This window comes from Streptomyces sp. NBC_00691, assembly GCF_036226665.1.
In the GTDB taxonomy this organism is placed as follows: domain Bacteria; phylum Actinomycetota; class Actinomycetes; order Streptomycetales; family Streptomycetaceae; genus Streptomyces.
On sequence record NZ_CP109007.1, the window covers coordinates 5,286,515 to 5,311,456 of the forward strand.

The following is a 24,942-nucleotide window of genomic DNA, read 5'->3' on the forward strand; positions in this document are numbered from 1 at the left end:
CCCGCCGCCGCGCGGGACGGGGGGCCATGCGGGTGGCGCCCGGAGGTGGCTCCGCCGCCTACAGCGCCTCGCGTTTCGTCAGCCAGTTGAAGCAGATCCAGCCCGGGAGGACCGGGATCCACAGGGTCAGCAGGCGGTAGAGCAGTACGGCCGGGGTCGCGACCTCGATGGGGAGGCCGACCGCCACCAGACCGAAGGTGAGCGCGGTCTCGACCGCTCCCACGCCGCCCGGGGTCGGCGCGGCCGAGCCGAGCGCGTTGCCCGCGAGGAAGACGACCGCCACGCTCGCGTAGCTGATCGAGACGGGGCCGTGGTTGAAGGCCCGGATCGAGGCGTCCAGACAGAGCACGAAGGTGAGGGTGAGCAGCAGCATCCCGCCGATGCCGGTGAGCAGCTTCATCGGCCGCTGCAGCACGTCCAGCATGCGCGGCACCACACCGGCGAAGAGCGAGCGCAGCCGCGTCGACACGAACTTCCGCATGAACGGGATCGCCGTCACGACGAGCACGAGCACCGCGACCGTGAGGAGACCGGCGATGACCGTCCTCGACGGGGTGAAGGACTGTGACCGCTCCGTCCCCGTCAGATAGCCGAAGGCGAGCAGGAGCAGGATGTGCGCCCCGAGCCCGAAGAGCTGGGAGGCACCCACGCTCGCCACCGCGAGCCCCGGCCGGACCCCCGAGCGCTGGAGGAAGCGGGTGTTCAGGGCGACACCGCCGACCGCCGCCGGGGCGACGATCTTCACGAACGAGCCGGCGACCTGGGCCACCACCGTCCGCCAGAATCCGACCCGCTCGGGCACGAAACCGAGCAGACTCATGGCCGCCGCCACATAGCTGACCGCGGAGAACACGACTGCGGCCGCCACCCACCGCCAGTCCGCCTCGCTGATGGTCGACAGCGGCGTCCGGGAGATCTGCGACAGCAGGAAGTACGCGGCGACCGCGCCCGCGATCAGACTGACCAGGGTCCGTGGCTTGATCCGCTCCAGCCGGACCGGCTCCGCCGGCGCCTGCGGGCGGATGAGGAGCACCTGCCGCCGGATCTGGGCCAGCAGGTCCTCCTCGCGGGCCTCGTCGAGCGCCGTGTCCAGCGCCCGCTTCTCGGCCTTCTTGTCCGCCTTCTTCTCGGCCTTGGTCTCCGCCCGCGCCGCCGTCGGGTCGGCGGCGGCCTCGGCGGCCTGGGCCTTCGCCAGCTCCCGCTCGTGCTTGGCGGTCTCGGAGGCGGCGAGCACGGCCTCCCGCTCGCGTGCCGACCGCTCGCGGGCCAGTCTTCGCAGCGTCGCGCGCGTGGAGCGGCTCAGGGCGATCGGCTGGAGCAGCGGCAGACAGTCGGCGACGGCGTCCGGACCGAGCACCTCGACGGCCGCGGCGACCGTGCGCTCGGCACCGACCCGCAGACCGAGGGTGGTGAGCAGCTGGGCGATGTCCATCCGCAGGATCAGGTCGCCGGCCGCGATCTCGCCGCCGCGCAGGTCGGTGAGGATCACTCTGCCGGAACGATCCACCAGAATCGCGTCGCCCGTGAGCCGGCGGTGCGCGATCCGGCGTGACTGGAGCGCCCGTACCTGCCGCCAGGCACTGCGGACCAGCTCGTCGGTGATGTCGTCGTCGTCGAGCGCGTCGAGGCTGCGGCCGCCGATGTGCTCGTACACGAGCATCACGGCGTCCGGGCCGAGCTCGGAGGTGGCGATCAGCTTCGGCGCGTTCGCCCCGGCGGCGATCGCCGCGTACGCGAGCAGCGCCTCCTGCTCCAGGGCCTGCCGCAGCGAGACGATGGACCGGCGGGTGGTGATGGTCCGCAGGGTGATCCGCCGCCACGCGCGGTAGAAGAAGCCGTGCGCCTGCTGCTCGCGGTCCACGACGGTGACGTCGAGCGGCGGCCCGTCCTCCAGCGTCACGATGTACCGGCGGCCCCGGTCGCCGCTGTCCGAGGAGTCGGGAACGCCCTCGGCGCGCAGCGCCGTGACCGGCCGGAACCCGACCCGGCGCAGACCGGCGAGGAGGGTCTGACCGGTGGGCCGGACGTTGGGGGAGCCGACCGCGTACAGGGTGCCGTACGCCACCGTCCAGCCGATCAGGACGGTCAGGATGATCGAGAGCGCGGTGGTGTAGCCGGCCACCAGCATGGTGAACGCGTCGAGCAGCAGCACCACCCAGAGCGACACCCGCCAGCGTGGCCTGCGGGCCATGCCGACGGCGGTCATGTACGCGATCACCGGTGCGAGGTAGTTGTGCACGGGGTCGGTGAGTCCGCCGCCGGACGCCGGCTGGGTCAGCGCGTCCTGGATGGTGCCGGGCGCCGCCTGGGCGACCCAGAGGTCCGTGGCGAGGGTGAGACCGTGCGCGAGCACGGCGGCGAGGACGCCGTCCGCGATCCGCAGCCCGTCTCGTTTGATCAGGCGTTCGATGGCGAAGGCGACGGGTACGAGGAGGACGGCGATGGAGGAGACGAGACCGGCGATCTTGACGAAGACATCGGGTGCGCCGACGGCGCCCTTGTTGATGTCCTCCTCGAGGCCCGAGGTCGTCGCGTGGGCGAACGCGGCGACGGCGATGACGAGCCCGATGGCGAGCAGACCGGCGAGCAGCCGCATCAGGTCCGAGGGCCGGTGGACGCGGGCGGCGAGCAGGGGCTCGTCGCCGGAGACCCGCTCGGGCACGTCGGCCTGGCCCTCCTCGGGGGGCTGGGTGTCCGGTGCCATCACCATGTCCGTCTCTGCATGCGCGTCGTGTCGTTCTCGTTCTCGCTGTTGGTCCGGCTGTTGTTCTTGTACTTGTCGCTCTTGATCTCGTATCACCAGTCACCGCCCGCACGATGGTGGCATGAAGAGCCGCCGCGCGGAGGCATCAGGGCCATGTCGGTGGGGTGAGGCAGGATGGGGCGGATGAGCATGGAGGTGCCCGTGGGGGAGACCGGAGAACTGCCCGAGTACGCGGAACGGGTGCTCGACGTCGCCGACGGGATCCCGCCCGGCCGGGTGATGACCTACGGCGACGTCGCCGAATGGCTGGGCGAGGGAGGACCCCGCCAGGTCGGCCGGGTCATGGCACTGTACGGCGGGACGGCGCCCTGGTGGCGGGTGGTCCGCTCGGACGGCACGCTGCTCCCCGGCCACGAGCTGAGGGCCCTCGACCACTACCGCGAGGAGGGCACGCCGCTGCGCGAGCGGGGCGCGGCGGCCGAGGGGCACCTGCCGAGGATCGACATGCGGCGGGCCCGCTGGGACGGAACTCACACCTGAGCCCGCCGGCCGGGGACGACCGTGCGGGACCGGGCGTGAGCGGTGCCGGAGGGGGCGGACGCGGTACGGGAGGGGGCGCGGAGTACGGCTCGGCGGCGGGCCGTTTCGCGTAACGTCGACGTTCGCGTCTCCCGAGGCGACGGCGGGCCGAGGCGCCCGGCGGACGGCCACGGCGGACGGCCGCCTCACCCGCACCACCACTCCCACCAGGACCGGCGACCCACGTGAGTACCTCCTCGACCACCCGGCGTACGCCGCCGTACCAGGGACAGCCGTACCCGGGTTCGGGACGGCCGCGGAACCCGGGCGCGTACCGACTGGTGCGCACCACGCCGGCCCCGATGGATTCCCCTCAGCTGGACGCAACCCAACGCGAAGTGGTTGACCACGACGGCGGACCTCTTCTCGTCCTCGCCGGACCCGGCACCGGCAAGACGACGACCCTGGTCGAGGCCGTCGCCGCCCGGATGGAGAACGGCGCCGACCCCGAACGGCTCCTCGTCCTCACCTTCAGCCGCAAGGCCGCCGTCGAACTCCGCGACCGCATGGCCGCCCGGCTCGGCGGCCGCCGCCCGCCGCAGGCCACCACCTTCCACTCGTACTGCTACGCCCTGATCCGCGCCCACCAGGACGCCGAACTCTTCGCCGAACCACTGCGGCTGCTCTCCGGACCCGAGCAGGACCTCGCCGTACGGGAGCTGCTCGCCGGCCACATCGACCTGGAGAGGACCGGGCTCGGGCACATCCGCTGGCCCGACGAACTCCGCGCCTGCCTCACCACCCGGGGCTTCGCCGACGAGGTACGCGCCGTCCTCGCGCGCTCCCGCGAACTCGGCCTCGGACCGGACGCCCTCGCCCGCTTCGCCGAGCGGGTCGGCCGACCCGACTGGAAGGCCGCCGCCGGCTTCCTCGCCGAGTACCTGGACGTCCTCGACCTCCAGGGCGTCCTCGACTACACGGAGCTCGTCCACCGGGCCGTACTGCTCGCCGAGGACATCAGCCTGCCCGCGTACGACGCGATCTACGTCGACGAGTACCAGGACACCGACCCGGCCCAGGTCCGGCTGCTGCACGCCCTCGCGGGCGGTGCGACACGGGCCGCCCGAGAGGCGTCCGTGCGAGGGGGCGGCCGGGCGACGGGCGGGAGCACCGTCGTCGCCTTCGGCGACCCCGACCAGTCCATCTACGCCTTCCGGGGCGCCGACGTGAACGGCATCCTCGACTTCCCCGAGTCCTTCGGCGGCGCGGACGTCCGCGTCCTGCGCACCGCGCGCCGCTCGGGCGCGGAACTGCTCGGCGCGACCCGGCAGCTCGCCCAGCGGATGCCGATGCCCCGGCTCCCCGCCGACAAGGTCCGCGCCCACCGGGACCTCACGGCGGCGCGGGAGGGGGGCCGGGCCGAGGCGTACACCTACCCGACGGCGTCGGCGGAGGCCGAGAACATCGCCGACCTGCTGCGCCGCGCCCACCTGGAGGACGGCGTCCCCTGGCAGCACATGGCCGTCCTCACCCGCGCCGCCGCCGTCCTCCCGTCCCTCCGCCGCGCCCTCACCTCGGCGGGAGTCCCCGTGGAGACCGACGCGGCGGACACCCCCCTGCGCCACGAACCGGCGGTGGCCCCCCTGCTGCTGGCCCTGCGGGCCGTGGCCTCGGTCGTGGGCAGACGTCCTCAGGGGACGGCGGGGGCCCCGGACGACACTTCGGAGTCGGCGGGCCCCGCCGCCGACGGCGCCCCGGAGACGGCGAGCACCACCGGCGCCCCGGAGACGGCGGACACCACCGGCGCCCCGGAGACGGCGAGCACCACCGGCGCCCCGGAGACGGCGGACACCGCCGACGACGACGCCCGGGAGAAGGCGGGCTGGCTCCCCACCGAGACCGCCCTGGAGCTGCTCGCCTCGCCCCTCGCCGGGGTGGACCCCGCCGACCTCCGCCGCCTCGGCCGCGCCCTGCGCGACGAGGCGCGGGCCGCGGGAGACAAGGTCCCGCCGCCCTCCGACGTCCTGCTCGCCCGCGCCCTCGCCGAACCCGAACGCCTCGCCGCCCACGACCCCGCCTACACCCGCGGCGCGAAGCGGCTCGGCGACCTGCTCCGTGACACCCGCACCCTCCTCGCCGACGGCGGCACCGCCGAGGAGGCCCTCTGGGTGCTCTGGAGCGGCACCCCCTGGCCCGGCCGCCTGGAGCGCGCCGCGCTGCGCGGCGGGCCCGCCGGCCGCAACGCCGACCGGGACCTCGACGCCGTCTGCGCCCTCTTCGAGACCGCCGCCCGCGCCGAGGAGCGCGTCGGCGGCCGCGGTGTCCTCAACTTCCTCGAAGAGCTGGACGCGCAGGACATCGCCGCCGACACCCTCACCCGCCGCCACACCCGCCCCGACGCCGTCCGCCTCATGACCGCCCACCGTTCCAAGGGCCTGGAGTGGAGCCTCGTCGTCGTCGCCGGGGTCCAGGAGGGCCTCTGGCCCGACCTGCGGCGCCGCGGCTCGCTCCTGGAGGCCGACCGCATCGGCCGCGACGGCCTCGCCGAGCCCCTCACCCCCGGCGCCCTCCTCGCCGAGGAACGCCGCCTCTTCTACGTGGCCGCCACGCGCGCGCGTGACCGGCTCGTCGTCACCGCCGTGAAGGCCGCGGCCGAGGACGGCGACCAGCCCTCCCGCTTCCTCACCGAACTCGGCGCCGAACCGAAGGACGTGCCCGGCCGCCCCCGCCGCCCCCTCGCCGTCTCCGCGCTCGTCGCCGAGCTGCGCGCCACCACCGTCGACCCGGACGCCTCGCCCGCGCTCCGCGACGCCGCCGCCCACCGGCTCGCCGAGCTGGCCGCCCTCACCGACGAGGACGGCCAGCCGCTGGTCCCGGCCGCCCACCCGGACCGCTGGTGGGGCCTGTTCGAGCCGACCCGCGGCCCGGAGCCGCTGCGCGACCGCGACCGGCCCGTCGCCCTGTCGCCGAGCTCCCTGGACAACCTGGTGAGCACCTGCTCCCTCCAGTGGTTCCTGGGCCGCGAGGTCAAGGCCGCGGCCCCCGCCACCGCAGCCCAGGGTTTCGGCAACGTCGTCCACGTCCTCGCCGACGAGGTCGCCTCCGGCCGTACCCCCGCCGACCTCGACGTCCTCATGGCCCGCCTGGACTCCGTGTGGGACGCCCTCGCCTTCGACGCCCCCTGGAAGTCCGACCAGGAGAAGCGGAACGCGCGCGTGGCGCTCGAACGCTTCCTGAGCTGGCACGTCATGGACCGCGGCGGGCGCACCCCGGCCGCGTCCGAGCACGGCTTCGACGTGACCCTGGAGGCGGGCGCCTACGAGGTCCGCATCCGCGGCTCCATGGACCGCGTCGAGACCGACGAACACGGCCGCGCGTACGTCGTCGACTTCAAGACCGGCAAGTCGTCCCCCACCAAGGACGAGGTCGCCCAGCACCCGCAGCTCGCCGTCTACCAGCTCGCGGTCCGCGAGGGCGCCCTCGACGAGGTCCTCGACGGGCGGCGGCCGGAGCCGGGCGGCGCCGAACTCGTCCAGCTCCGGCAGGCCGCCCCGCAGAAGGAGGGCGGCGACGCCCTCCCCAAGGTCCAGGCACAGGAACCGCTCGCCGGGGAGTGGGTCGGCGCGCTGCTCGCCGACGCCGCGGGGAGGGTCCTCGACGAGCGCTTCACCCCCACCACCGGACAGCACTGCGCGAACTGCTCGTTCCGCGCCTCCTGCAGCGCCCAGCCGGAGGGCCGCCAGGTCGTCGAGTGACGGGAGGCCCGGGCGCGGAGTCGCGGGCACGCGCGCGCGGGGAGACCCTGGTGGACAGGGATCGGGGAAACCGCGAGGAGGCTCGCATGGCGACCCACCGAAAGCTCCGCGCCGCGGCCGTCGTCTGCGCCGTCGCCGTCGTCACGGGTCCCGCGCCGGTCGCGGCCTGGGCGGCGACGAGCGCCACCGCGGCCGCCGCACCCCCGGTGACGGCGCCCTCGCCCGACCCGTTCTCCGGTCTCACCGCCGACGAGATCGGCGACAAGGCGGTCGCCGCGACCCGGTCGGCGACCGCGCTCAGGATGACCGGCCGGGTCGTCACGGATGGACAGCCCCTCGACATCGACTTCGCCGTGAACGACCGCGACGAGTGCACCGGCGTGATGAGGATCAAGGGCGGCACCGCCGAGCTCCGCAAGATCGACCGGATCACCTATATGAAGGGCGACGAGGCCTTCTGGCGCGTCTCCATGGCCTCCCAGGGAATGCCCGACGCCCAGATCGACCCCACGGTCGAGCTGGTCAAGGGCCGCTGGCTGAAGATCGCCCCGGGGCAGGCCGGCAGCGCCGACCTCAGCGGCGTCTGCGACCTGAAGTCGCTCCTCGCCGACCTCGACAAGGACAAGGCGGAACGCCGCGGACTCACCAGGGGCCCCGACTCCGAGATCGACGGCACTCCCGTCGCGAACCTCGTGAAGAAGAGGACCGACGGCGGGACCACGGAGACCACCACCGTGTCCGTGTCCCAGAAGGGCAAGCCGTACATCCTGAGGATGGTCAAGGCCGGCGCCGAACCCGGCGCGATACGGCTCTCCGACTACGACAAGCCCGTCCGCGTCGTGGTCCCGCCCGCCGCAGAGACGGTGGACCTGTCGAAGCTGGACCAGGGCACGCCCGCGTGAGGAGGGTCTCCCCGGTCCGCCGGGCCGGACGGCGCCGCAGCGGACCGGACTGTCGGTCCGCCGCGTTAGCCTCTTTGGGGTGACCGCACGCATCACCGACCCCGAGCAGCTCAAGGAGCTCCTCGGCATCCCGTTCACCCCGGAGCAGACGGCCTGCATCACCGCGCCGCTCGCCCCGCAGGTCGTCGTGGCCGGAGCCGGCTCCGGCAAGACGACGGTGATGGCCGCCCGGGTGGTCTGGCTGGTCGGCACGGGCCAGGTCGCCCCCGAGCAGGTCCTCGGCCTCACCTTCACCAACAAGGCCGCCGGTGAGCTCGCCGAGCGCGTCCGCACCGCCCTCGTCCGCGCCGGAGTGACGGATCCCGACGTCATCGACCCGGACGACCCCCCGGGCGAGCCGCGGATCTCCACCTACCACGCGTTCGCCGGCCGGCTCCTCACCGACCACGGCCTGCGCATCGGCCTCGAACCGACCTCCCGGCTCCTCGCCGACGCCACCCGCTACCAGCTCGCCGCCCGCGTCCTGCGCGAGGCCCCCGGCCCGTACCCGGCGCTCACCCGCTCCTTCACGACCCTGATCACCGACCTGCTCGCCCTCGACGCCGAGCTCGCCGAGCACCTCGTACCGCCGGAAAGACTTCTTTCGTACGACTCCGCGCTGCTCGCCGCCCTCGCCGAGGCCAGGCTCAGCAACGCCGAGCTGCGCAAGATCCCCGAGGCCGCCACCGCCCGCCGCGAACTCCTCGACCTCGTCGTCCGCTACCGCACCGCCAAGCGCTCCCGCGACCTGCTCGACTTCGGCGACCAGATCGCCCGCTCCGCCGAGCTGGCCACCACCCGGCCCGAGGTCGGCGAGATCCTCCGCGACGAGTTCCGGGTCGTCCTCCTCGACGAGTACCAGGACACCTCCGTCGCCCAGCGGCTGCTGCTCTCCGGCCTCTTCGGCCAGGGCACCGGACAGCGCGCCACCGGCCACGCGGTGACCGCCGTCGGCGACCCGTGCCAGGCCATCTACGGCTGGCGCGGCGCCTCCGTCGCCAACCTCGACGACTTCCCCGAGCACTTCCCGCACGCGGACGGCAGCCCCGCCGACCGCTACTCGCTCTCCGAGAACCGGCGCAGCGGCGGCCGCCTGCTCGACCTCGCCAACGGACTCGCCACCCCCCTGCGCGCCATGCACGCGGGCGTGGAGGCGCTGCGTCCCGCGCCCGGCGCCGAGGCCGACGGAAGCGTCCGCATCGCGCTCCTGCCCACCCACGCCGAGGAGATCGACTGGCTCGCCGACTCCCTCGCCCACCTCGTCCGCACCGGCCGGGAGCCCGGCGAGATCGCCGTCCTGTGCCGTACCGCCACCGACTTCCCCGCCATCCACGCGGCCCTCGTCGCCCGTGACGTACCCGTCGAGGTCGTCGGTCTCTCCGGCCTCCTCCACCTGCCCGAGGTCGCCGACCTGGTCGCCGTCTGCGAGGTCCTCCAGGACCCGGGGGCCAACGCCGCCCTGGTCCGCCTCCTCACCGGCCCCCGCTGGCGCATCGGCCCCCGCGACCTCGCCCTCCTCGGCAGGCGGGCCCGGCACCTCGTCCACCGGGGCGGCGACGACCCCGACCCCGAGCAGCGGCTCGCCGCCGCCGTCGAGGGCGTCGACCCGGCCGAGGTCGTCTCCCTCGCCGACGCGCTCGACACCTTCCTGGACTCCGGCGGCGCCGCCGACGACGGCCTCGCCTTCTCCACCGACGCCCGGGTCCGCTTCGCGCGCCTCGCCGCCGAGCTGCGCGCCCTGCGCGGCTCGCTCGCCGACCCGCTCATGGACGTGCTGCACCGGGTGCTCTCGGCGACCGGCCTGGAGGTCGAACTGTCCGCCTCCCCGCACGCGCTCGCCGCCCGCCGCCGCGAGACCCTCGGCCACTTCCTCGACATCGCCGCCGGCTTCGCCTCCCTGGACGGCGAGGCGAGCCTCCTCGCCTTCCTCGGCTACCTGCGCACGGCCGTCCAGTTCGAGAAGGGCCTCGACAACGCCCTCCCCGGCGGCGAGAACACCGTCAAGGTCCTCACCGCCCACAAGTCCAAGGGCCTGGAGTGGGACGTCGTCGCCGTCCCCGGGCTGGTCACCGGGCAGTTCCCCAGCGCCCGGGCCCGGGAGTCGTGGACCTCGCAGCCGCAGGTCCTCCCGCACGCCCTGCGCGGCGACGCGGCGACCCTGCCGGCCGTCGACACCTGGAACGCGAAGGCCCTCACCGCCTTCAAGAACGAGATGCGGGACCACCAGCACACCGAGGAACTCCGCCTCGGCTACGTCACCTTCACCCGCCCCCGCAGCCTTCTCCTCGGCTCGGCCCACTGGTGGGGCCCGTCGCAGAAGAAGCCGCGTGGCCCGTCGGACTTCCTCCAGGCCCTGTACGCCCACTGCGAGACGGGCCACGGGGAGATCGAGGCGTGGGCGGAGGAACCGGAGAAGGACGCGCGGAACCCGACGCTGACGGAGGCGGAGGGCGACGAGCCCTGGCCGCTCCCGCTGGACCGGGAGTCGTTCAGACGCCGGCAGGAGGCGGCGGCCCTCGTCCGCACCCGGCTGGAGACGATCGCCGCGCAGGGCGGGCCCGGCGCGCACGACCCCGGCAGCGCGGCGCCCGTCGCCCGGGACCCGCGGCCGGAGGACCTCTGGCCGGACGAGGAGGAACCCGTCTGGGACGAGGAAGAACTCCCCGAGGACACCCACGCGGACGCGGTCCCCGCCCCCCGCGAGCCCGGGCACGGTCCCACCCCCGAGGACACCAGGACCATCGCCTCCTGGGACCGCGACCTCACCGCCCTCACCACCGAACTCCGCCGCGCCCGCGCCACCACCCGTGACGTCGTCCTGCCCGCGTACCTCTCCGCCTCCCAGGTCCTGCGCCTGGCCTCCGACCCCGACGGCTTCGCCCAGGAGCTGGCCCGGCCCATGCCGAAGGCCCCGCAGCCGGCCGCCCGCCGGGGCACCCGGTTCCACGCGTGGGTGGAGTCCCGGTTCGAGGAGCTGCCGCTGCCGTTCCTCGGCCCGGAGGAGCTGCCCGGCGGGGAGGACTTCGCGGGGGAGCCGGAGATCCTCGACGAGCGGGACCTCGACGAACTGAAGGAGGCCTTCGCCCGTACCGAGTACGCCCACCGCACCCCGTACCGGGTCGAGGTCCCCGTGCACCTCTCGCTCGGCGGCCGGGTCGTCCGGGGCCGGATCGACGCCGTCTACCGGGACCCGGACTCCGGCACGTACGAGATCGTCGACTGGAAGACCAGCCGGCAGCGCAGCGCGGACCCGCTCCAGCTCGCGATCTACCGGCTCGCCTGGGCCGAGCAGCACGGCCTCGCGCCCGAGGACGTGGCCGCCGCCTTCGTCTACGTACGGACGGGCGAGGTCGCCCGCCCCACCCGCCTGCCCGGCCGGGCCGAGCTGGAGGCCCTCCTCCTCGGAGAGCCGGCCCCGGACGCCGGTCGGGCCCTCCTGCCGGAAGAGGCACCCCCGGGCGCCGGATAGGCTCGGGGGCATGAGCGAGACCCCGGACAGCGCCGTCCACGCCGTACGCACGTACATCGAGCAGCACCGTGCCGCCTTCCTCGGCGACCTCGCGGAGTGGCTGCGCATCCCCTCCGTGTCGGCGCAGCCGGACCGCGCGGGGGACGTACGGCGCAGCGCCGAATGGCTCGCCGCCAAGCTCACCGGGACCGGCTTCACCACGGTCGAGATCTGGGAGACCGGCGGCGCCCCCGCCGTCTTCGCCGAGTGGCCCTCCGACGACCCGGACGCGCCGACGGTCCTCGTCTACGGCCACCACGACGTGCAGCCCGCCGCCCGCGAGGACGGCTGGCACACCGACCCCTTCGAGCCGACCGTGGTCGACGGGCGGATGTACGCGCGCGGGGCGGCCGACGACAAGGGGCAGGTGTTCTTCCACACCCTCGGTGTCCGCGCGCACCTCGCCGCCACCGGCCGCACCGCGCCCGCCGTCCACCTCAAGCTGATCGTCGAGGGCGAGGAGGAGTCCGGGTCCCCGCACTTCCGCGACCTCGTCGAGACGCACGCCGAACGCCTCGCCGCCGACGCCGTGATCGTCTCCGACACCGGCATGTGGTCCGAGACGACCCCCACCGTCTGCACCGGCATGCGCGGGGTCGCCGACTGCGAGATCGAGCTGTACGGCCCCGACCAGGACATCCACTCCGGCTCCTTCGGCGGCGCCGTGCCGAACCCGGCCACCGTCGCCGGCCGGATCGTCGCCGCCCTCCACGACGCCGACGAGCACGTCGCGATCCCCGGCTTCTACGAGGGCGTGACCGAACTCACCGACGCCGAGCGCGCCCTCGTCGCCGAGCTGCCCTTCGACGAGGCCGCCTGGCTGCGCACGGCGAAGTCGCACGGCACCCTCGGCGAGGTCGGCTTCTCCACCCTGGAGCGGGTCTGGGCCCGCCCGACCGCCGAGGTCAACGGCATCGGCGGCGGCTACCAGGGCCCCGGAGGCAAGACGATCGTCCCCGCCTCCGCCCAGCTCAAGCTCTCGTTCCGGCTGGTCGCCGGCCAGGATCCGGGCAAGATCGAGCTCGCGGTACGGGACTGGCTCGCCGGTCTCGTCCCCGCCGGCATCCGGTACGAGATCGTCTTCGGCGCCCCGACCCGTCCCTGCCTCACCCCGCTCGACCACCCCGCACTCACGGCGGTCGCCGGGGCCATGAGCCGGGCCTTCGACGGCGCCAAGGTCCGCTACACCCGCGAGGGCGGCTCGGGACCGGCCGCCGACCTCCAGGACGTCCTGGAGGCACCCGTCCTGTTCCTCGGCATCTCCGTCCCGTCCGACGGCTGGCACGCCCCCAACGAGAAGATCGAGCTCGATCTCCTCATGAAGGGCGTCGAGACGACCGCTCACCTCTGGGGCGACCTGTCCGCCGCCCTCCGTCCCGCCTGACCGCCGAGCGCTGAACCCACACACCGATCAGGGGGAGTTGGAAGCACCTGTGAGCACCTTGAAGAACGCGTCAGCGGACCGCCCGATCTCGCTCACCGCTCCGAGCGGCATCGACCGCGCCGCGCACCACCGCCTCGACGAGGCCTGGCTTGCGGCGGCCTGGAGCCACCCCACCACGCGGGTCTTCGTGGTCTCCGGGGGCCAGGTGCTGATCGACGACACGGCGGACGGCACGACCGAACTCGTCATGACCCCGGCCTTCGAGGCCCCGGTCACCGAGACCCACCGCTACTTCCTGGGCACGGACGCCGACGGCGTCTCCTACTTCGCGCTCCAGAAGGACTCCCTGCCCGGCCGCATGGACCAGTCCGCGCGGCCCGCCGGGCTCCGCGAGGCCGGACTGCTGCTGTCGGACCGGGACGCGGCCCTCATGGTGCACGCGGTGGCCCTGGAGAACTGGCAGCGCCTCCACCGCTTCTGCTCGCGCTGCGGCGAGCGCACCGTCATCGCCGCCGCCGGGCACATCCGCCGCTGCCAGGCGTGCGGCGCCGAGCACTACCCGCGGACCGACCCCGCGGTGATCATGCTGGTCACGGACGAGGAGGACCGGGCGCTGCTCGGCCGCCAGGTCCACTGGCCCGAGGGCCGCTTCTCGACGCTCGCCGGGTTCGTCGAGCCCGGCGAGTCCATAGAGGCGTCGGTGGCCCGTGAGGTCTTCGAGGAGGCCGGTGTCACGGTCGGCGAGGTCGAGTACATCGCCAGCCAGCCGTGGCCGTTCCCGTCCAGCCTGATGCTGGGCTTCTTCGCCCGCGCGACCTCCTCGGAGATCACCGTGGACGGCGAGGAGATCCACGAGGCCCGCTGGTTCTCCCGCGATGACCTGGCCGCCGCCTTCGAGTCGGGCGAGGTGATCCCGCCCTACGGCATCTCGATCGCCTCCCGGCTGATCGAGCGCTGGTACGGCAAGCCGCTGCCGAAGCCCGGCGACGTGATCTGAGACGCACGGCACGTCCGCGGCCCGGCGAGATGATCTGAGACGTACGACACGTCCGCCGGCGCACGGAGAAACCCCCGACCGATCAGACCGGTCGGGGGTTTCTCCGTGCGCGGGGAGCCCGGTGGCTCAGACGCTGAGCGCCTGCTTCACCTGGGCGAGGCTCGGGTTCGTCAGCGTGGAGCCGTCCGGGAAGAGGACGGTCGGAACGGTCTGGTTTCCGCCGTTCGCCTTCTCCACGAAGGCCGCCGAGTCGGGGTCCTGCTCGATGTTGATCTCCGTGTACGCGATGCCCTCGCGGTCCATCTGGCTCTTCAGCCGACGGCAGTAGCCGCACCACGTGGTGCTGTACATCGTCACAGTGCCCTGCATGGCGAGGCGCTCCTCTTGGTTTCGCTGACGGGTGCCGAGAGGAAGAACGTACGCCCTGTCCCGGCCATTCCCGGAATTCGTACGACCGCGGCCGCGGCCTGTGGACAAGCCTCCGCGGCGAGCCCGGCGGACCTGGCAGCATTGGGGGGTGACAGCAGCAACGCACTCCACTCTCTTCCCGCAGGTCCCGGAGACGGCCGACGCGGTGCTCGACGGGCTCGACCCGGAGCAGCGCGAGGTCGCCCTGGCCCTGACCGGCCCGGTGTGCGTGCTGGCGGGCGCCGGCACGGGCAAGACGCGGGCGATCACCCACCGCATCGCCTACGGCGTGCGGTCGGGCAGACTCCAGCCCGCCAGCGTGTTGGCCGTCACCTTCACCAACCGCGCCGCGGGCGAGATGCGCGGCCGGCTCCGGCAGCTCGGCGCGGGCGGCGTCCAGGCGCGCACGTTCCACTCCGCGGCCCTCCGCCAGCTCCAGTTCTTCTGGCCGAAAGCCGTCGGTGGCGATCTGCCCCGGCTCCTGGAGCGGAAGATCCAGCTCGTCGCCGACGCCGCGGCCCGCTGCCGGGTCCGGCTCGACCGGAACGAGCTGCGCGACGTGACCGGCGAGATCGAGTGGGCCAAGGTCACCCAGACCGTCCCCGCCGACTACCCGGCCATCGTCGCCAAGGCCCACCGGGACGCCCCCCGCGACCCGGCGGAAATCAGCCAGATCTATGCGATGTACGAGCAGCTGAAGCGCGACCGCTCGGTGATCGACTTCGAGGACGTGCTGCTGCTCACCGTCGGCATCCTCCAGGACCGGCACGACATCGCCGACCAGATCCGGAGCCAGTACCAGCACTTCGTCGTGGACGAGTACCAGGACGTCTCCCCGCTCCAGCAGCGGCTGCTCGACCTGTGGCTCGGCGACCGCGACAACCTCTGCGTCGTCGGCGACGCGAGCCAGACGATCTACTCCTTCACCGGGGCCACTCCCGACCACCTGCTGAACTTCCGCACCCGCCACCCCGGGGCCACGGTGGTCAAGCTGGTCCGCGACTACCGCTCGACCCCCCAGGTCGTCCACCTCGCCAACGGCCTGCTCGGCCAGGCCCGCGGCCGGGCCGCCGAGCACCGCCTGGAACTGATCTCCCAGCGCGACCCCGGCCCCGGCCCCGTCTACACCGAGTACGCGGACGAGCCGACGGAGGCCGAGGGCACCGCCCGCCGCATCCGGGACCTCATCGCCGCCGGCGTCCCGGCCGGCGAGATCGCCGTCCTCTACCGGATCAACGCCCAGTCCGAGGTGTACGAGCAGGCCCTGGCCGACGCCGGGGTGCCCTACCAGCTGCGCGGCGCCGAGCGCTTCTTCGAGCGCCAGGAGGTACGGGAGGCGGGCATCGCCCTGCGCGGCGCGGCCCGCGCCGGGGGCAACGACTCCCTCCTCGACGACGCCGAGGACCTGCCCGCTCAGGTCAGAGCCGTCCTCTCGACCAAGGGCTGGACCTCGCAGCCGCCCTCGGGCTCCGGCGCCGTCCGGGACCGCTGGGAGTCCCTCGCCGCCCTCGTCCGGCTCGCCGAGGACTTCGCCCGCGCACGGTCCGGAGCCACCCTCTCCGACCTCGTCGCCGAACTCGACGAGCGGGCCGCCGCGCAGCACGCGCCGACCGTGCAGGGCGTCACCCTCGCCTCGCTGCACTCCGCCAAGGGCCTCGAATGGGACGCCGTCTTCCTGGTCGGCCTCACCGAGGGCATGATGCCCATCACCTACGCCAAGACCGACGAGCAGGTCGAGGAGGAGCGGCGCCTGCTGTACGTCGGCGTCACCCGAGCCCGGCTCCACCTCACGCTCTCCTGGGCGCTCTCCCGCTCCCCGGGCGGCCGGGCCTCCCGGCGCCCCAGCCGCTTCCTCAAGGGCCTGCGGCCCGGCTCCGGCTCCCTCGGCACCGTCGCCCCGGGCGGGTCCGGCTCCTTCGAGCGGGGCGCCGCCGGCCGCCGCAAGCCGCGCGGCCCCGTTCTCTGCCGGGTCTGCGGGGCGACCCTCACCGAGGCGGGCGCCATGAAGCTCATGCGCTGCGAGGACTGCCCCTCGGACATGGACGAGGGACTGTACGAGCGGCTCCGCGACTGGCGCGCCGAGCAGGCCAGGGAACTCGGTCAGCCGGCGTACTGCGTGTTCACCGACAAGACGCTGATGGCCATCGCCGAGCGGGTCCCCGGCACCGGCGGGGAGCTCTCCTCGATCTCCGGCGTCGGCGCCCGCAAGCTCGACCGCTTCGGCGCCGACGTCCTGGCCATCTGCGCAGGTGAGGACGGAGGGACGGGCCTCGACGACAGCTGAGCGAAACTCGTGGGAAAAATAGTTTGCGCCTGCCCCGTCAAGCCCCATAGGTTCTTAACCACGGAAACAGCGGCTTCTAAGAAGCCCTGTCTCTGTGCTGTACTTGTCCAAATAAACATGAGGGTCCGGCTCGCACCCGAGCCCTCCGAGACGCCGAGAGGAGGCGATTCCACGTGATCAGCAACGTCATTCAGACCAGCACCGCCAGCTTCATCAGCCGTGCCGGCTTCGTCAGCACCGTCAAAATGACCGACCGCTCCGTCGTCTCCGCCTGCTCGCTCGGCCTCTCCGCCTCGGCGTTCATTGGCACCGGTCTGCCCGTCTCCGGCCTTGCCGGTGCCGGCCTGCGGCCCGCTGCCGTGGAGCTTCGCAATGAGCGACCGACCAAGGCACTGGAAGCAGGAGCAGCAGGCAAGGCCAAGGCCTATGACTTTGCGGCGACCGGTGCCGGCACCCAGCAGCAGACGACGACGCACGACCACAAGATGTGGGCCTTCCGTGGGCTCGAACCCTGGAGCGATCCAGTCTGATCCATGATCAGACCGGCGCCTTCAGGGCCGCGGAACCCCACCCGGGATCCGCGGCCCTTTTGTTTGTCCCCGAACGGGGACGACGACACGAGGACGCCTCGGGACAGACACACCCCGGTACCAGCCGAAACCCCGGTCAACAGGCCGGAACGACCAGACGAGGAAAGACCACCGTGCAACTCGAAGCGCACGCCCCGTCAGTACCGCCTTCCGCATCGATCGCCCAGCCCGGCCGCCCCACGGAGGACCCCACTTTGACCCCCCTCAGCACGCTCACCGCGCTCGACGACGCCATCGAGAACCTCGGCGTCCCCGTCCCCTGTCGCGCCTACGACCCGGAGGTCTTCTTCGCGGAGTCCCCGGCCGACGTCGAGTACGCGAAGTCCCTCTGCCGGACCTGCCCCCTCGTGGCCGCCTGCCTCGCCGGCGCCCAGGAGCGGCGCGAGCCGTGGGGTGTCTGGGGTGGCGAGCTCTTCGTCCAGGGCGTGGTCGTCGCCCGCAAGCGGCCCCGTGGCCGTCCGCGCAAGAACCCGGTCGCGGCATGAGCGCCACCGGAACCATCGACCGCCCCCTCACGCACGATCCCCAGAAGCAGGCCCCGATGACCTCTTCCACCAGCGAGCCCGCCGGCTCCGCCACCCCAGTCTTCTTCCCCTCCGCCGCGCCCACCGCGCGTCAGAACAGGACCCGTGAAATGCAACTCGCCCCAGAAGCCCTCGCCCGTGCCCATATGCACGAGCGTCACCGTGAGGCCGACGCGGAACGCCAGGCCGTGCGCCTGGTCGCCGCCCGACGCATGCAGCGCCGCGCCGAGCGCGTCTCGCTGCGTGCCCGCCGCGCGCTGGCCATGGCCGTCATGCACTGACGCACGCCATGCGCCGATCCACCCGCGCCCCCCAGGGGCGCCCCCGCGGGGGCCGGTCCGAACGGACCGGCCCCCGCGGTGCGTTGTCGGGTCCCCGGCGCTTCGTCGGGTTATCGTCACAAGGGTGAACGACGCCCGTACCCCCGAGGGGCCCCTCGTCTGCGCACGCTGCGGCAAGACGGCCGACACCCTGCCGCTGACCTGGACCTGTTCGGTGGAGAACGGCCGGCGCAGCTACTTCTGCGAGGACTGCGCCCGCGCCAACATCCGTGCGATCGAAGGCCGCCTCGACTCCTCCTGGTGGTGACCCGTCAGTCCGAGGCGTCCGCCACGAAGCCCGGCAGCCACTCCTCCAGCTCGGCCCGCAGACGCACCGTCGCGTTCAGCTGGCAGAGCACCCCGATGGTGCTCAGCGTCACGCGGTGTATCAGCAGATACGAGGGCGGCAGGTTCAGCTGCTTGCCCAGCTGGTGCGCGGGGGAGCGAGGGTCGGCGATCCGGGCCGCCTGGGTGCGCATCCAGCCGCGGGTGAACAGGAAGGACTCCGCCTCGGCCGGCTCGATGATCGGCAGCAGGTACTCCAGGACCGCGTCGGGGTCGAGCACCACGGACTTCTTGACGAAGCCGTCCGCCCGCAGCAGCTCGTAGACGGTCTCGGCCTCCCCCTCCAGCGTCATCCGCAGACAGGTGCCGATCGTCTCCGGAAGCCCGCCCGGCAACCTGTCCACGGTGCCGAAGTCGAGCACCCCGAGCCGCCAGCCCTCCGGTCCCTCGTCCTCGTCGGCGCCCGGAAGCAGCCGGAAGTTCCCCGGGTGCGGATCGGCGTGCAGCAGACCGGTGCGCGCGGGGCCGGAGAAGAGGAATCGGGCCAGGAGCTGGCCCGCCCGGTCCCGCTGCTCCGCCGTACCGTCCGCGATCACCTCCGCGAGCGGGATGCCGTCCATCCACTCGGTCACCAGGACCTGGTCCGCCCGGTGCACCACCGCCGGCACGAGCACGTCGGGGTCGTCCGCGAACTCCTCCGCGTGCTTCTGCTGGGCCGCCGCCTCCAGGGCGTAGTCCAGCTCCTCCGAGACCCGGTCCCGCATCTCGGTGATCAGCGGCTTGATGTCCATCCCCGGGATCAGCGGGCCGAGCAGCCGGGCGAACCGGCTCAGTTGCGTGAGGTCCGAGAGCAGGGCCTCCCCGGCGCCCGGGTACTGCACCTTCACCGCGACCTCGCGCCCGTCGTGCCACACGGCCCGGTGCACCTGGCCGATCGAGGCGGCCGCCGCCGGCTTGTCCTCGAACTCCAGGAACAGCTCCCGCCACTCCGTGCCCAGCCGCTCCTCGAGGACCGCGTGCACGGTACGCGTCGGCATCGGCGGCGCCGCGTCCTGGAGCTTCGTCAGGGCCGCCCGGTAGGGCCCGGCCACCTCCTCGGGAAGCGCCGACTCGAAGACGGACAGCGCCTGCCCGAACTTCATGGCCCCGCCCTTGAGCTCACCGAGCACCTTGAACAGCTGCTCGGCCGTGCGCTGCTGGAGTTCACGGGCGACGATCTCCGCCGATCTCCCGCCGATCCGCTTGCCCAGGCCCCAGGTGGCCCGGCCCGCGAAGCCCAGCGGCAACGCGGCCAACTTGGCGGTCCGGGTGACCGCCTTCCGGGGAAGATCAGACATACGCCCCTCCAAAACCCAGACTGCCGTGCCGCGCAGGGCGGTCAGCCCTGCCGTGCCGCGCAGGGCCGTTACCCCGCCATTGTGTCCTGCGCGCCTCCGGCTGCCGAGGCGCGCTCCCCCTCTCCGCCGCGCGAAGCCCCGCAGGGGCAGGCCGGATGGGGTCTCAGCCGCTCCGCCCGCCACTCCGACAGCGGCAGCGACATCTCCCAGCGGGTGCTCGTGCTCGCCGGGAGGTCCCCGTCGAGGAAGGCGAGCGCGTGCGCGGCGGCCAGCCCCGCCACCGCCGTCGCGAGACCAAGGTCGCAGGCGGGCAGGGGATGCCGGGCGCCGGAGCGCCACTGGGCCAGCAGCCGGGGCCAGTCCGGCTCCCGGTCCGTCCGTTCCTCCTGGAGGCACCGCGCGCACGCCGTGCCGCCCGGCAGGACGAGCGGCCCGACGACTCCCGTCGCCTCGATGACCCCGGCGTACAGATGCGGGGTCCCCGTGGTGACCCATCGCTGCGCCGGAAGCGGATCGGGGACGTACGCGCCGAGACCGTCCCGTGGCGTCACCACGACGAGTGACAGCCCGAACCCGCCGGACCCCTCACCCGGTCGCGCCGGTCCGCCCGGGCCGCGTGCCCTCCGCCACCGGCCGACCAGCCGACGGGCCGCCGTCGCCCGGCGCTCGCCGACCGCCTCGGCCGGCAGCCCGCCCGGGGCCGTCTCCCAGGGCTCGACCCGGCCCGAGTCGACGACCTCGACCCCGCCCACACCCGCCGCCGCGAGCAGCGCCGCCACCATCGCCCCCACCCGACCCGCGCCCCGGACCTGGACGCGCGCGGCCCGGCGGGCCGCCAGGACCCGTACCGCCCGGTCCGGCTCCGGGTGGACGACGGAGAGGGAGGCGAGGTCGGCGCGGAGCGGATCGAGGGCGGTGTCCACCGCGCCGGCCGTCGGCCCGGCCTTCCCCGGGCGCCCGGTCGAGGCGTCGGCCAGCAGTCCCGCCGATTCGAGCCGCGCGAGCAGCGCGTCGAGGCGTCCGCGCGGCAGGCCGAGCGTCCTCGCCTCGGCCCCGAGCAGCTCGGTGCCGCGGGTGCCGTCGAGCAGTCCGAGCAGGGTTCCCGTCGCCTGGTCGACGGGATCGAGCACCACCGCGTGCGCGGGGGTGACCCCGAACTGCACGCTGCGCAGACTGCGCCAGGCGCGCCGCAGCGCCGGTTTCACCATCGGATGCATTTCCCCCGCCCCGCATTCATGATCGACAGCTTCATGATCGACAACGGCCTTTCGCCGTCGGGTCGAGAATGCCCCGCCGCCGTGACGGTCGCAGAAAGTTGTCCACAGGCGAGGCGATTAGTCATTCGAATCGTGTGGGGTGTGAGCGGATCGTTGCCGAAACCACTCCGGAGGCGGGACTTCCCCCGCTGACAGCGGGTAACGTCGGGGCCGTGCCCGCCGACCCACAGCGCAGCGTGACCGACAAGCCGCACCGCGGTGCGGGGACGAGTGCGGTCGAGGTCCGCAGAAGCCCACGACGGAGCAGAACCGTCTCGGCCTACCGCGAGGGCGACCGCACCATCGTGCTCATCCCGGCCCGGATGTCCGAGGCCGAGGAGCGCCGCTGGGTCGGCGTGATGCTCGACAAACTCGCCGCGCAGGAGAGCCGCGGCGTCCTCGGGGACCGCGAGCTGACCGAGCGGTCGCTGCGCCTCTCCGAGCAGTACTTCGGCGGCCGGGCCCGCCCCAGCTCCGTGCGCTGGGTCACCAACCAGAACACCCGCTGGGGTTCCTGCACCCCCTCCGAGGGCAGCATCCGCCTCTCCCACCGGCTCCAGGGCATGCCCGAGTACGTGATCGACTACGTCCTCCTGCACGAGCTGGCCCACCTGCTCGTCCCCGGGCACGGTCCCGGGTTCTGGCGGCTCCTGGAGGCGTACCCCCGCACCGAGCGGGCCCGCGGCTACCTGGAGGGCGTGGTCGCCGCCGGGCGCCTGCCGCATCTCCCGGGCGCCGGCGCGGAGTGACGCCCCTCCACGGGCGGGGAACGATCTTCTCCACTCGCGCGGAGTGACGCCCCTCCACGGGCGGGGAGCAACCCTCTCCGCTCGCGAGGAGTGACCCCTTCCGCTTGCGGGGAGTGACGCGGGCAGCACGTGCGCGTGACCGAGGTTTCCCGATTCGGTACCGAAAACGACCTGCGCTGTCTCAATGTCGCACTCAGCGGCTAGCCTGGCGCGAGCATTCGCCATTCGGGATGGGGGACGGTCGTTACGCATGGCCAGGGAATTCCAACGCGGCCACAAGGCCAAGATCAGTGATCTCACCGCGGGTACCGATCTGTACATCGGTGTGCAGATCGCAGCGCCCGGACTGACCTTCGACATCAGCTGTTTCGGACTGGACGCGGAGGAGCGGCTCTCCGACGACCGCTACTTCGTCTTCTTCAACCAGCCGAAGACGCCCGAGGAGTCCGTCCAGCTGCTCGGGGCGCAGTCCGGTGACACCGAGTCCTTCCGCGTGACTCTCGACCGCATCCCCGCCAACATCCACAAGCTGTCGTTCACCGCGACCATCGACGGCGCCGGCCAGATGTCGCAGGTCGGCCCCGGCCATCTGCGGATCGTGGCGGGCGGCGAGGAGGTGGCCCGGTACGCCTTCACCGGCGCGGAGTTCACCACCGAGCGCGCGGTGATGCTCGGCGACTTCTACCTCAAGGACGTGTGGCGGTTCGCCGCCGTCGGCCAGGGCTTCGACGGTGGCCTCGACGCACTCCTGCGGAACTTCGGCGGCGAGGTCGCCGAGGAGGAGCCCACCCCGCAGCAGCAGGCCGCGCCCGGCTTCGCCCCGCCCGCGCAGGCGGCGGCGCCCCCGGCGTTCGGCGCCCCCGCGGCCCCGGCTCCCGCGCCCGGCTTCGGCGCGCCGCCGGCGCCCGCACCGGCTCCCGCGCCCGCGTTCGGCGGGCCGCCCGCCCCGCCCGCGCCCGTGCCGCCCGCCCAGCCGGTGCACACGGCGCCGACCATGGTGGCGCCGTTGGCCCCCGCCCCGGTCCCGCCGCCGGCACCGGCTCCCGCCCCGTACGGGCAGCAGCCGCCCGGCTACGGCCAGGTCCCGGGACAGCCTCCGGGGCAGTACCCCGGCCAGGTGCCGCCGCAGGCGCCCGGCCCGTACCCCGGCCAGCAGCCCCCGGCGCCCGGTTACGGCCAGGCCGCCCCCGCCCCGTACGGCCAGCAGCCCGGCGTCCCGCAGGGTGTCCCGGCGGCCGGAGCGGGCCTCGCCGCCGCGCTCGCGCCGTACAAGGAGACCCCCACCGGCGCCCGCTGGACCTCGCAGAACCAGCAGCTCATGCGGGTCGACCTGGCCATGGGCGGCATGCCCGTGCTCGCCCGGCAGGGCTCCATGGTCATGTACCAGGGCAAGGTCGACTTCTCCCACAAGGGCGCCGGCTTCACCGGCCGGATCGTCGGCAACGCCACCGGCCAGGAGATGCAGCTGATGCGCTGCACCGGCCGCGGCCAGCTCTTCCTCGCCGAGGAGGGTGCCCACCTGCACCCGATCGAGCTCCAGGGCGACGGCATCTGCGTCTCCGCGGAGAACGTCCTCGCGTTCGACGAGTCCCTGCAGTACGAGGTGCGGCGCATCGAGGGCCACGGCATCCCCGGCGGCGCCCTGTTCACGATGCAGTTCCAGGGCACCGGCACCGTCGTCGTGAAGACCCACGGCGTGCCCGTGGTGCTGCCCGTCACGCCGACCACCTTCGCCGACTGCAACGCCGTGGTGGCGTGGTCGTCCGCCTCCCAGGTCATCCTCTCCAGCCAGGTGCGGCTCCGCCGCAACGCCTACCCCGGCCACAGCGGAGAGACCGTGAACCTCCAGTTCCGGGGAGCCCCCGGCAACTTCATCGTCGTCCAGCCCTACGAGGTCTGAGGGAGCCCGAAGTCATGAACCAGCAATTCGCGGGCTACGCCCCGACCCCCGTCGCGGCCCGGATGGAGAACCACGGCCGCGCCATGCTCAAGGTGGCCATGGCCTCCGGCCAGGACCTCTACGCCCGGACCGGCTCGATGGTCTCCTACGAGGGCTACATCACCTACGAGCCCAACCCGCCCGCCGCCCGCCAGGTCGCCCAGCAGTGGGTCACCGGCGAGGGCGCGCCCATCATGAAGTGCTCCGGCGACGGACTGCTCTACCTCGCGGACTACGGCGCCGACGTCGTCGTGATCAACCTGCAGAACGACTCGCTCTCGGTCAACGGCACCAACCTGCTCGCCTTCGACGCACACCTCCAGTGGGGCGTCGAGCGGGTCAAGGGACTCGCCAAGTTCGCCGGCCAGGGCCTGTTCAACGTGGAGATCGCCGGCACCGGCTGGGTCGCCCTGACCTCGCGCGGCACCCCGATCGTCGTCGACTGCGGACGCGGCGACGACGAGACGTACGTCGACCCCGACGCGCTCGTCGCCTGGTCGCCGTCGCTCAAGGTCAAGGGCAAGCGCAGCTTCAAGGCCTCCTCCCTCATCGGGCGGGGCAGCGGCGAGGCATTCCAGATGGCCTTCTCGGGCCAGGGCATCGTCGTCGTACAGCCGAGCGAGGACAGCACCGACCGCCTGCGGGCCCGGGGCTGAGGGGGAGCGAGAACACACCATGCAGAGCCCGCTTTTCAACCACGCCGAACAGCAGAGCCAGGAGCGGTACGTCATCCAGAACCCGCAGCTCCTGCGGGTCAGCCTCACCGGGCAGGACGACATCCTGGCCCGCAAGGGCGCCATGGTCGCGTACCAGGGACTCGTCGACTTCGACGGCGAGTACAAGACCCCCGGCCAGCGCCGGGCCCAGGCACGCACCGGTGAGGGCCTCGACCTCATGCGCTGCTCCGGCCAGGGCACGGTCTACTTCGCCAACCTCGCCCAGTACGTGCACGTCGTGGACGTCGAGCAGGAGGGCCTGACCGTCGACAGCGCCTACGTCCTGGCGCTCGACTCCACCCTCCACACCGAGGTCATCGCCGTCGACAGCCAGTACGGCGTCTCCGGCACCGGCAAGTACCAGCTCAACATCTCCGGCCGCGGCCGGGTCGCCCTGATGACCTCGGGGCAGCCGCTGATGATGCACGTCACGCCCGAGAAGTACGTGAGCGTCGACGCGGACGCCATCGTCGCCTGGTCCACCGGACTGCGCGTCCAGATGCAGGCCCAGACGCACAGCTCCAGCGTCCGCACCCGCCGCGGCAGCACCGGCGAGGGCTGGGAACTCAGCTTCCTCGGCCAGGGCTTCGCGCTCGTCCAGCCCAGCGAGGTCATGCCCCCGCAGAACGCGGCCATCGGCCAGGGCATCGCCGCCCAGTTCGGCGCCGGACAGCACGGCTCCCACGCCCAGAACCAGAACAACGCCTGGAACTAGGCACGCGTAAG

19 protein-coding genes are annotated in these 24,942 nt (G+C 73.3%); 15 read left to right on the forward strand and 4 right to left on the reverse strand.

The genetic code is table 11. The features are described from left to right. Positions 1–58: 58 nt before the first annotated feature. On the reverse strand, positions 59–2,704 hold the full coding sequence (locus OG392_RS24105) for a lysylphosphatidylglycerol synthase transmembrane domain-containing protein (RefSeq protein WP_329287419.1): 2,646 nt from the start codon (positions 2,702–2,704) through the stop codon (positions 59–61). A 174-nt stretch (positions 2,705–2,878) separates the two neighbouring features. Here OG392_RS24105 and OG392_RS24110 point away from each other — a divergent pair, with 174 nt between their 5' ends. From OG392_RS24110 to nudC, 6 genes are all read left to right on the forward strand, one after another. Then, positions 2,879–3,244 carry an MGMT family protein gene (locus OG392_RS24110; protein ID WP_329282781.1) on the forward strand — a complete coding sequence of 122 codons (366 nt, stop codon included), beginning with the start codon at positions 2,879–2,881 and terminating at the stop codon, positions 3,242–3,244. 224 nt (positions 3,245–3,468) lie between these two features. Further along, entirely contained in the window at positions 3,469–6,978 is a 3,510-nt protein-coding gene (locus tag OG392_RS24115) for an ATP-dependent helicase (RefSeq protein WP_329282782.1), read from the forward strand. An 86-nt stretch (positions 6,979–7,064) separates the two neighbouring features. Then, entirely contained in the window at positions 7,065–7,880 is an 816-nt protein-coding gene (locus OG392_RS24120; RefSeq protein ID WP_329282783.1) for a hypothetical protein, read from the forward strand. Between the two features lie 79 nt (positions 7,881–7,959). After that, positions 7,960–11,388 (forward strand): ATP-dependent helicase, encoded by a 3,429-nt coding sequence (locus OG392_RS24125; protein WP_329282785.1) that lies wholly within the window; start codon positions 7,960–7,962, stop codon positions 11,386–11,388. Between the two features lie 10 nt (positions 11,389–11,398). Next, positions 11,399–12,811: a dipeptidase gene (locus tag OG392_RS24130; RefSeq protein ID WP_329282786.1), complete on the forward strand. Its 1,413-nt coding sequence runs from the start codon at positions 11,399–11,401 to the stop codon at positions 12,809–12,811. A 49-nt stretch (positions 12,812–12,860) separates the two neighbouring features. Beyond that, positions 12,861–13,808 (forward strand): NAD(+) diphosphatase, encoded by a 948-nt coding sequence (gene nudC, locus OG392_RS24135; protein ID WP_329282787.1) that lies wholly within the window; start codon positions 12,861–12,863, stop codon positions 13,806–13,808. 126 nt (positions 13,809–13,934) lie between these two features. Here nudC and OG392_RS24140 read toward each other — a convergent pair whose 3' ends face one another. Continuing rightward, positions 13,935–14,177: a mycoredoxin gene (locus tag OG392_RS24140; RefSeq protein WP_073912119.1), complete on the reverse strand. Its 243-nt coding sequence runs from the start codon at positions 14,175–14,177 to the stop codon at positions 13,935–13,937. A gap of 148 nt (positions 14,178–14,325) precedes the next feature. Here OG392_RS24140 and OG392_RS24145 point away from each other — a divergent pair, with 148 nt between their 5' ends. The 5 genes from OG392_RS24145 (at position 14,326) to OG392_RS24165 (ending at position 18,202) form a co-directional block, all read left to right on the forward strand. Beyond that, on the forward strand, positions 14,326–16,500 hold the full coding sequence (locus OG392_RS24145; RefSeq protein ID WP_329282789.1) for an ATP-dependent DNA helicase UvrD2: 2,175 nt from the start codon (positions 14,326–14,328) through the stop codon (positions 16,498–16,500). 173 nt (positions 16,501–16,673) lie between these two features. After that, complete coding sequence (locus OG392_RS24150; RefSeq protein ID WP_443054858.1) at positions 16,674–17,030, forward strand: hypothetical protein; 357 nt, start codon at positions 16,674–16,676, stop codon at positions 17,028–17,030. 173 nt (positions 17,031–17,203) lie between these two features. After that, positions 17,204–17,575: a WhiB family transcriptional regulator gene (locus OG392_RS24155; protein WP_209496707.1), complete on the forward strand. Its 372-nt coding sequence runs from the start codon at positions 17,204–17,206 to the stop codon at positions 17,573–17,575. Beyond that, entirely contained in the window at positions 17,572–17,895 is a 324-nt protein-coding gene (locus tag OG392_RS24160; protein ID WP_055600983.1) for a hypothetical protein, read from the forward strand. The genes OG392_RS24155 and OG392_RS24160 overlap by 4 nt, the downstream gene beginning before the upstream one ends. Positions 17,896–18,019: 124 nt before the next feature. Next, positions 18,020–18,202: a hypothetical protein gene (locus tag OG392_RS24165; RefSeq protein WP_055600984.1), complete on the forward strand. Its 183-nt coding sequence runs from the start codon at positions 18,020–18,022 to the stop codon at positions 18,200–18,202. A gap of 4 nt (positions 18,203–18,206) precedes the next feature. Here the strand turns inward: OG392_RS24165 and OG392_RS24170 are convergent, their stop codons facing one another. Beyond that, a complete protein-coding gene (locus OG392_RS24170; protein ID WP_329282793.1) occupies positions 18,207–19,556 on the reverse strand; it encodes an ABC1 kinase family protein in 1,350 nt (449 codons plus the stop codon). A gap of 68 nt (positions 19,557–19,624) precedes the next feature. After that, positions 19,625–20,773 carry a TOMM precursor leader peptide-binding protein gene (locus OG392_RS24175; protein WP_329282795.1) on the reverse strand — a complete coding sequence of 383 codons (1,149 nt, stop codon included), beginning with the start codon at positions 20,771–20,773 and terminating at the stop codon, positions 19,625–19,627. Positions 20,774–20,985: 212 nt separating this feature from the next. On the opposite strand from OG392_RS24175, the gene OG392_RS24180 reads away from it, so the two are divergent. The 4 genes from OG392_RS24180 (at position 20,986) to OG392_RS24195 (ending at position 24,931) form a co-directional block, all read left to right on the forward strand. Beyond that, on the forward strand, positions 20,986–21,561 hold the full coding sequence (locus OG392_RS24180; RefSeq protein WP_329282797.1) for a M48 metallopeptidase family protein: 576 nt from the start codon (positions 20,986–20,988) through the stop codon (positions 21,559–21,561). A gap of 250 nt (positions 21,562–21,811) precedes the next feature. Then, entirely contained in the window at positions 21,812–23,461 is a 1,650-nt protein-coding gene (locus tag OG392_RS24185; protein WP_329282799.1) for a TerD family protein, read from the forward strand. 14 nt (positions 23,462–23,475) lie between these two features. Further along, complete coding sequence (locus OG392_RS24190; RefSeq protein WP_329282801.1) at positions 23,476–24,156, forward strand: AIM24 family protein; 681 nt, start codon at positions 23,476–23,478, stop codon at positions 24,154–24,156. 19 nt (positions 24,157–24,175) lie between these two features. Beyond that, positions 24,176–24,931, forward strand: a complete 756-nt coding sequence (locus tag OG392_RS24195; protein WP_329282803.1) for an AIM24 family protein — start codon at positions 24,176–24,178, stop codon at positions 24,929–24,931. The last annotated feature ends 11 nt before the right edge of the window (positions 24,932–24,942 follow it).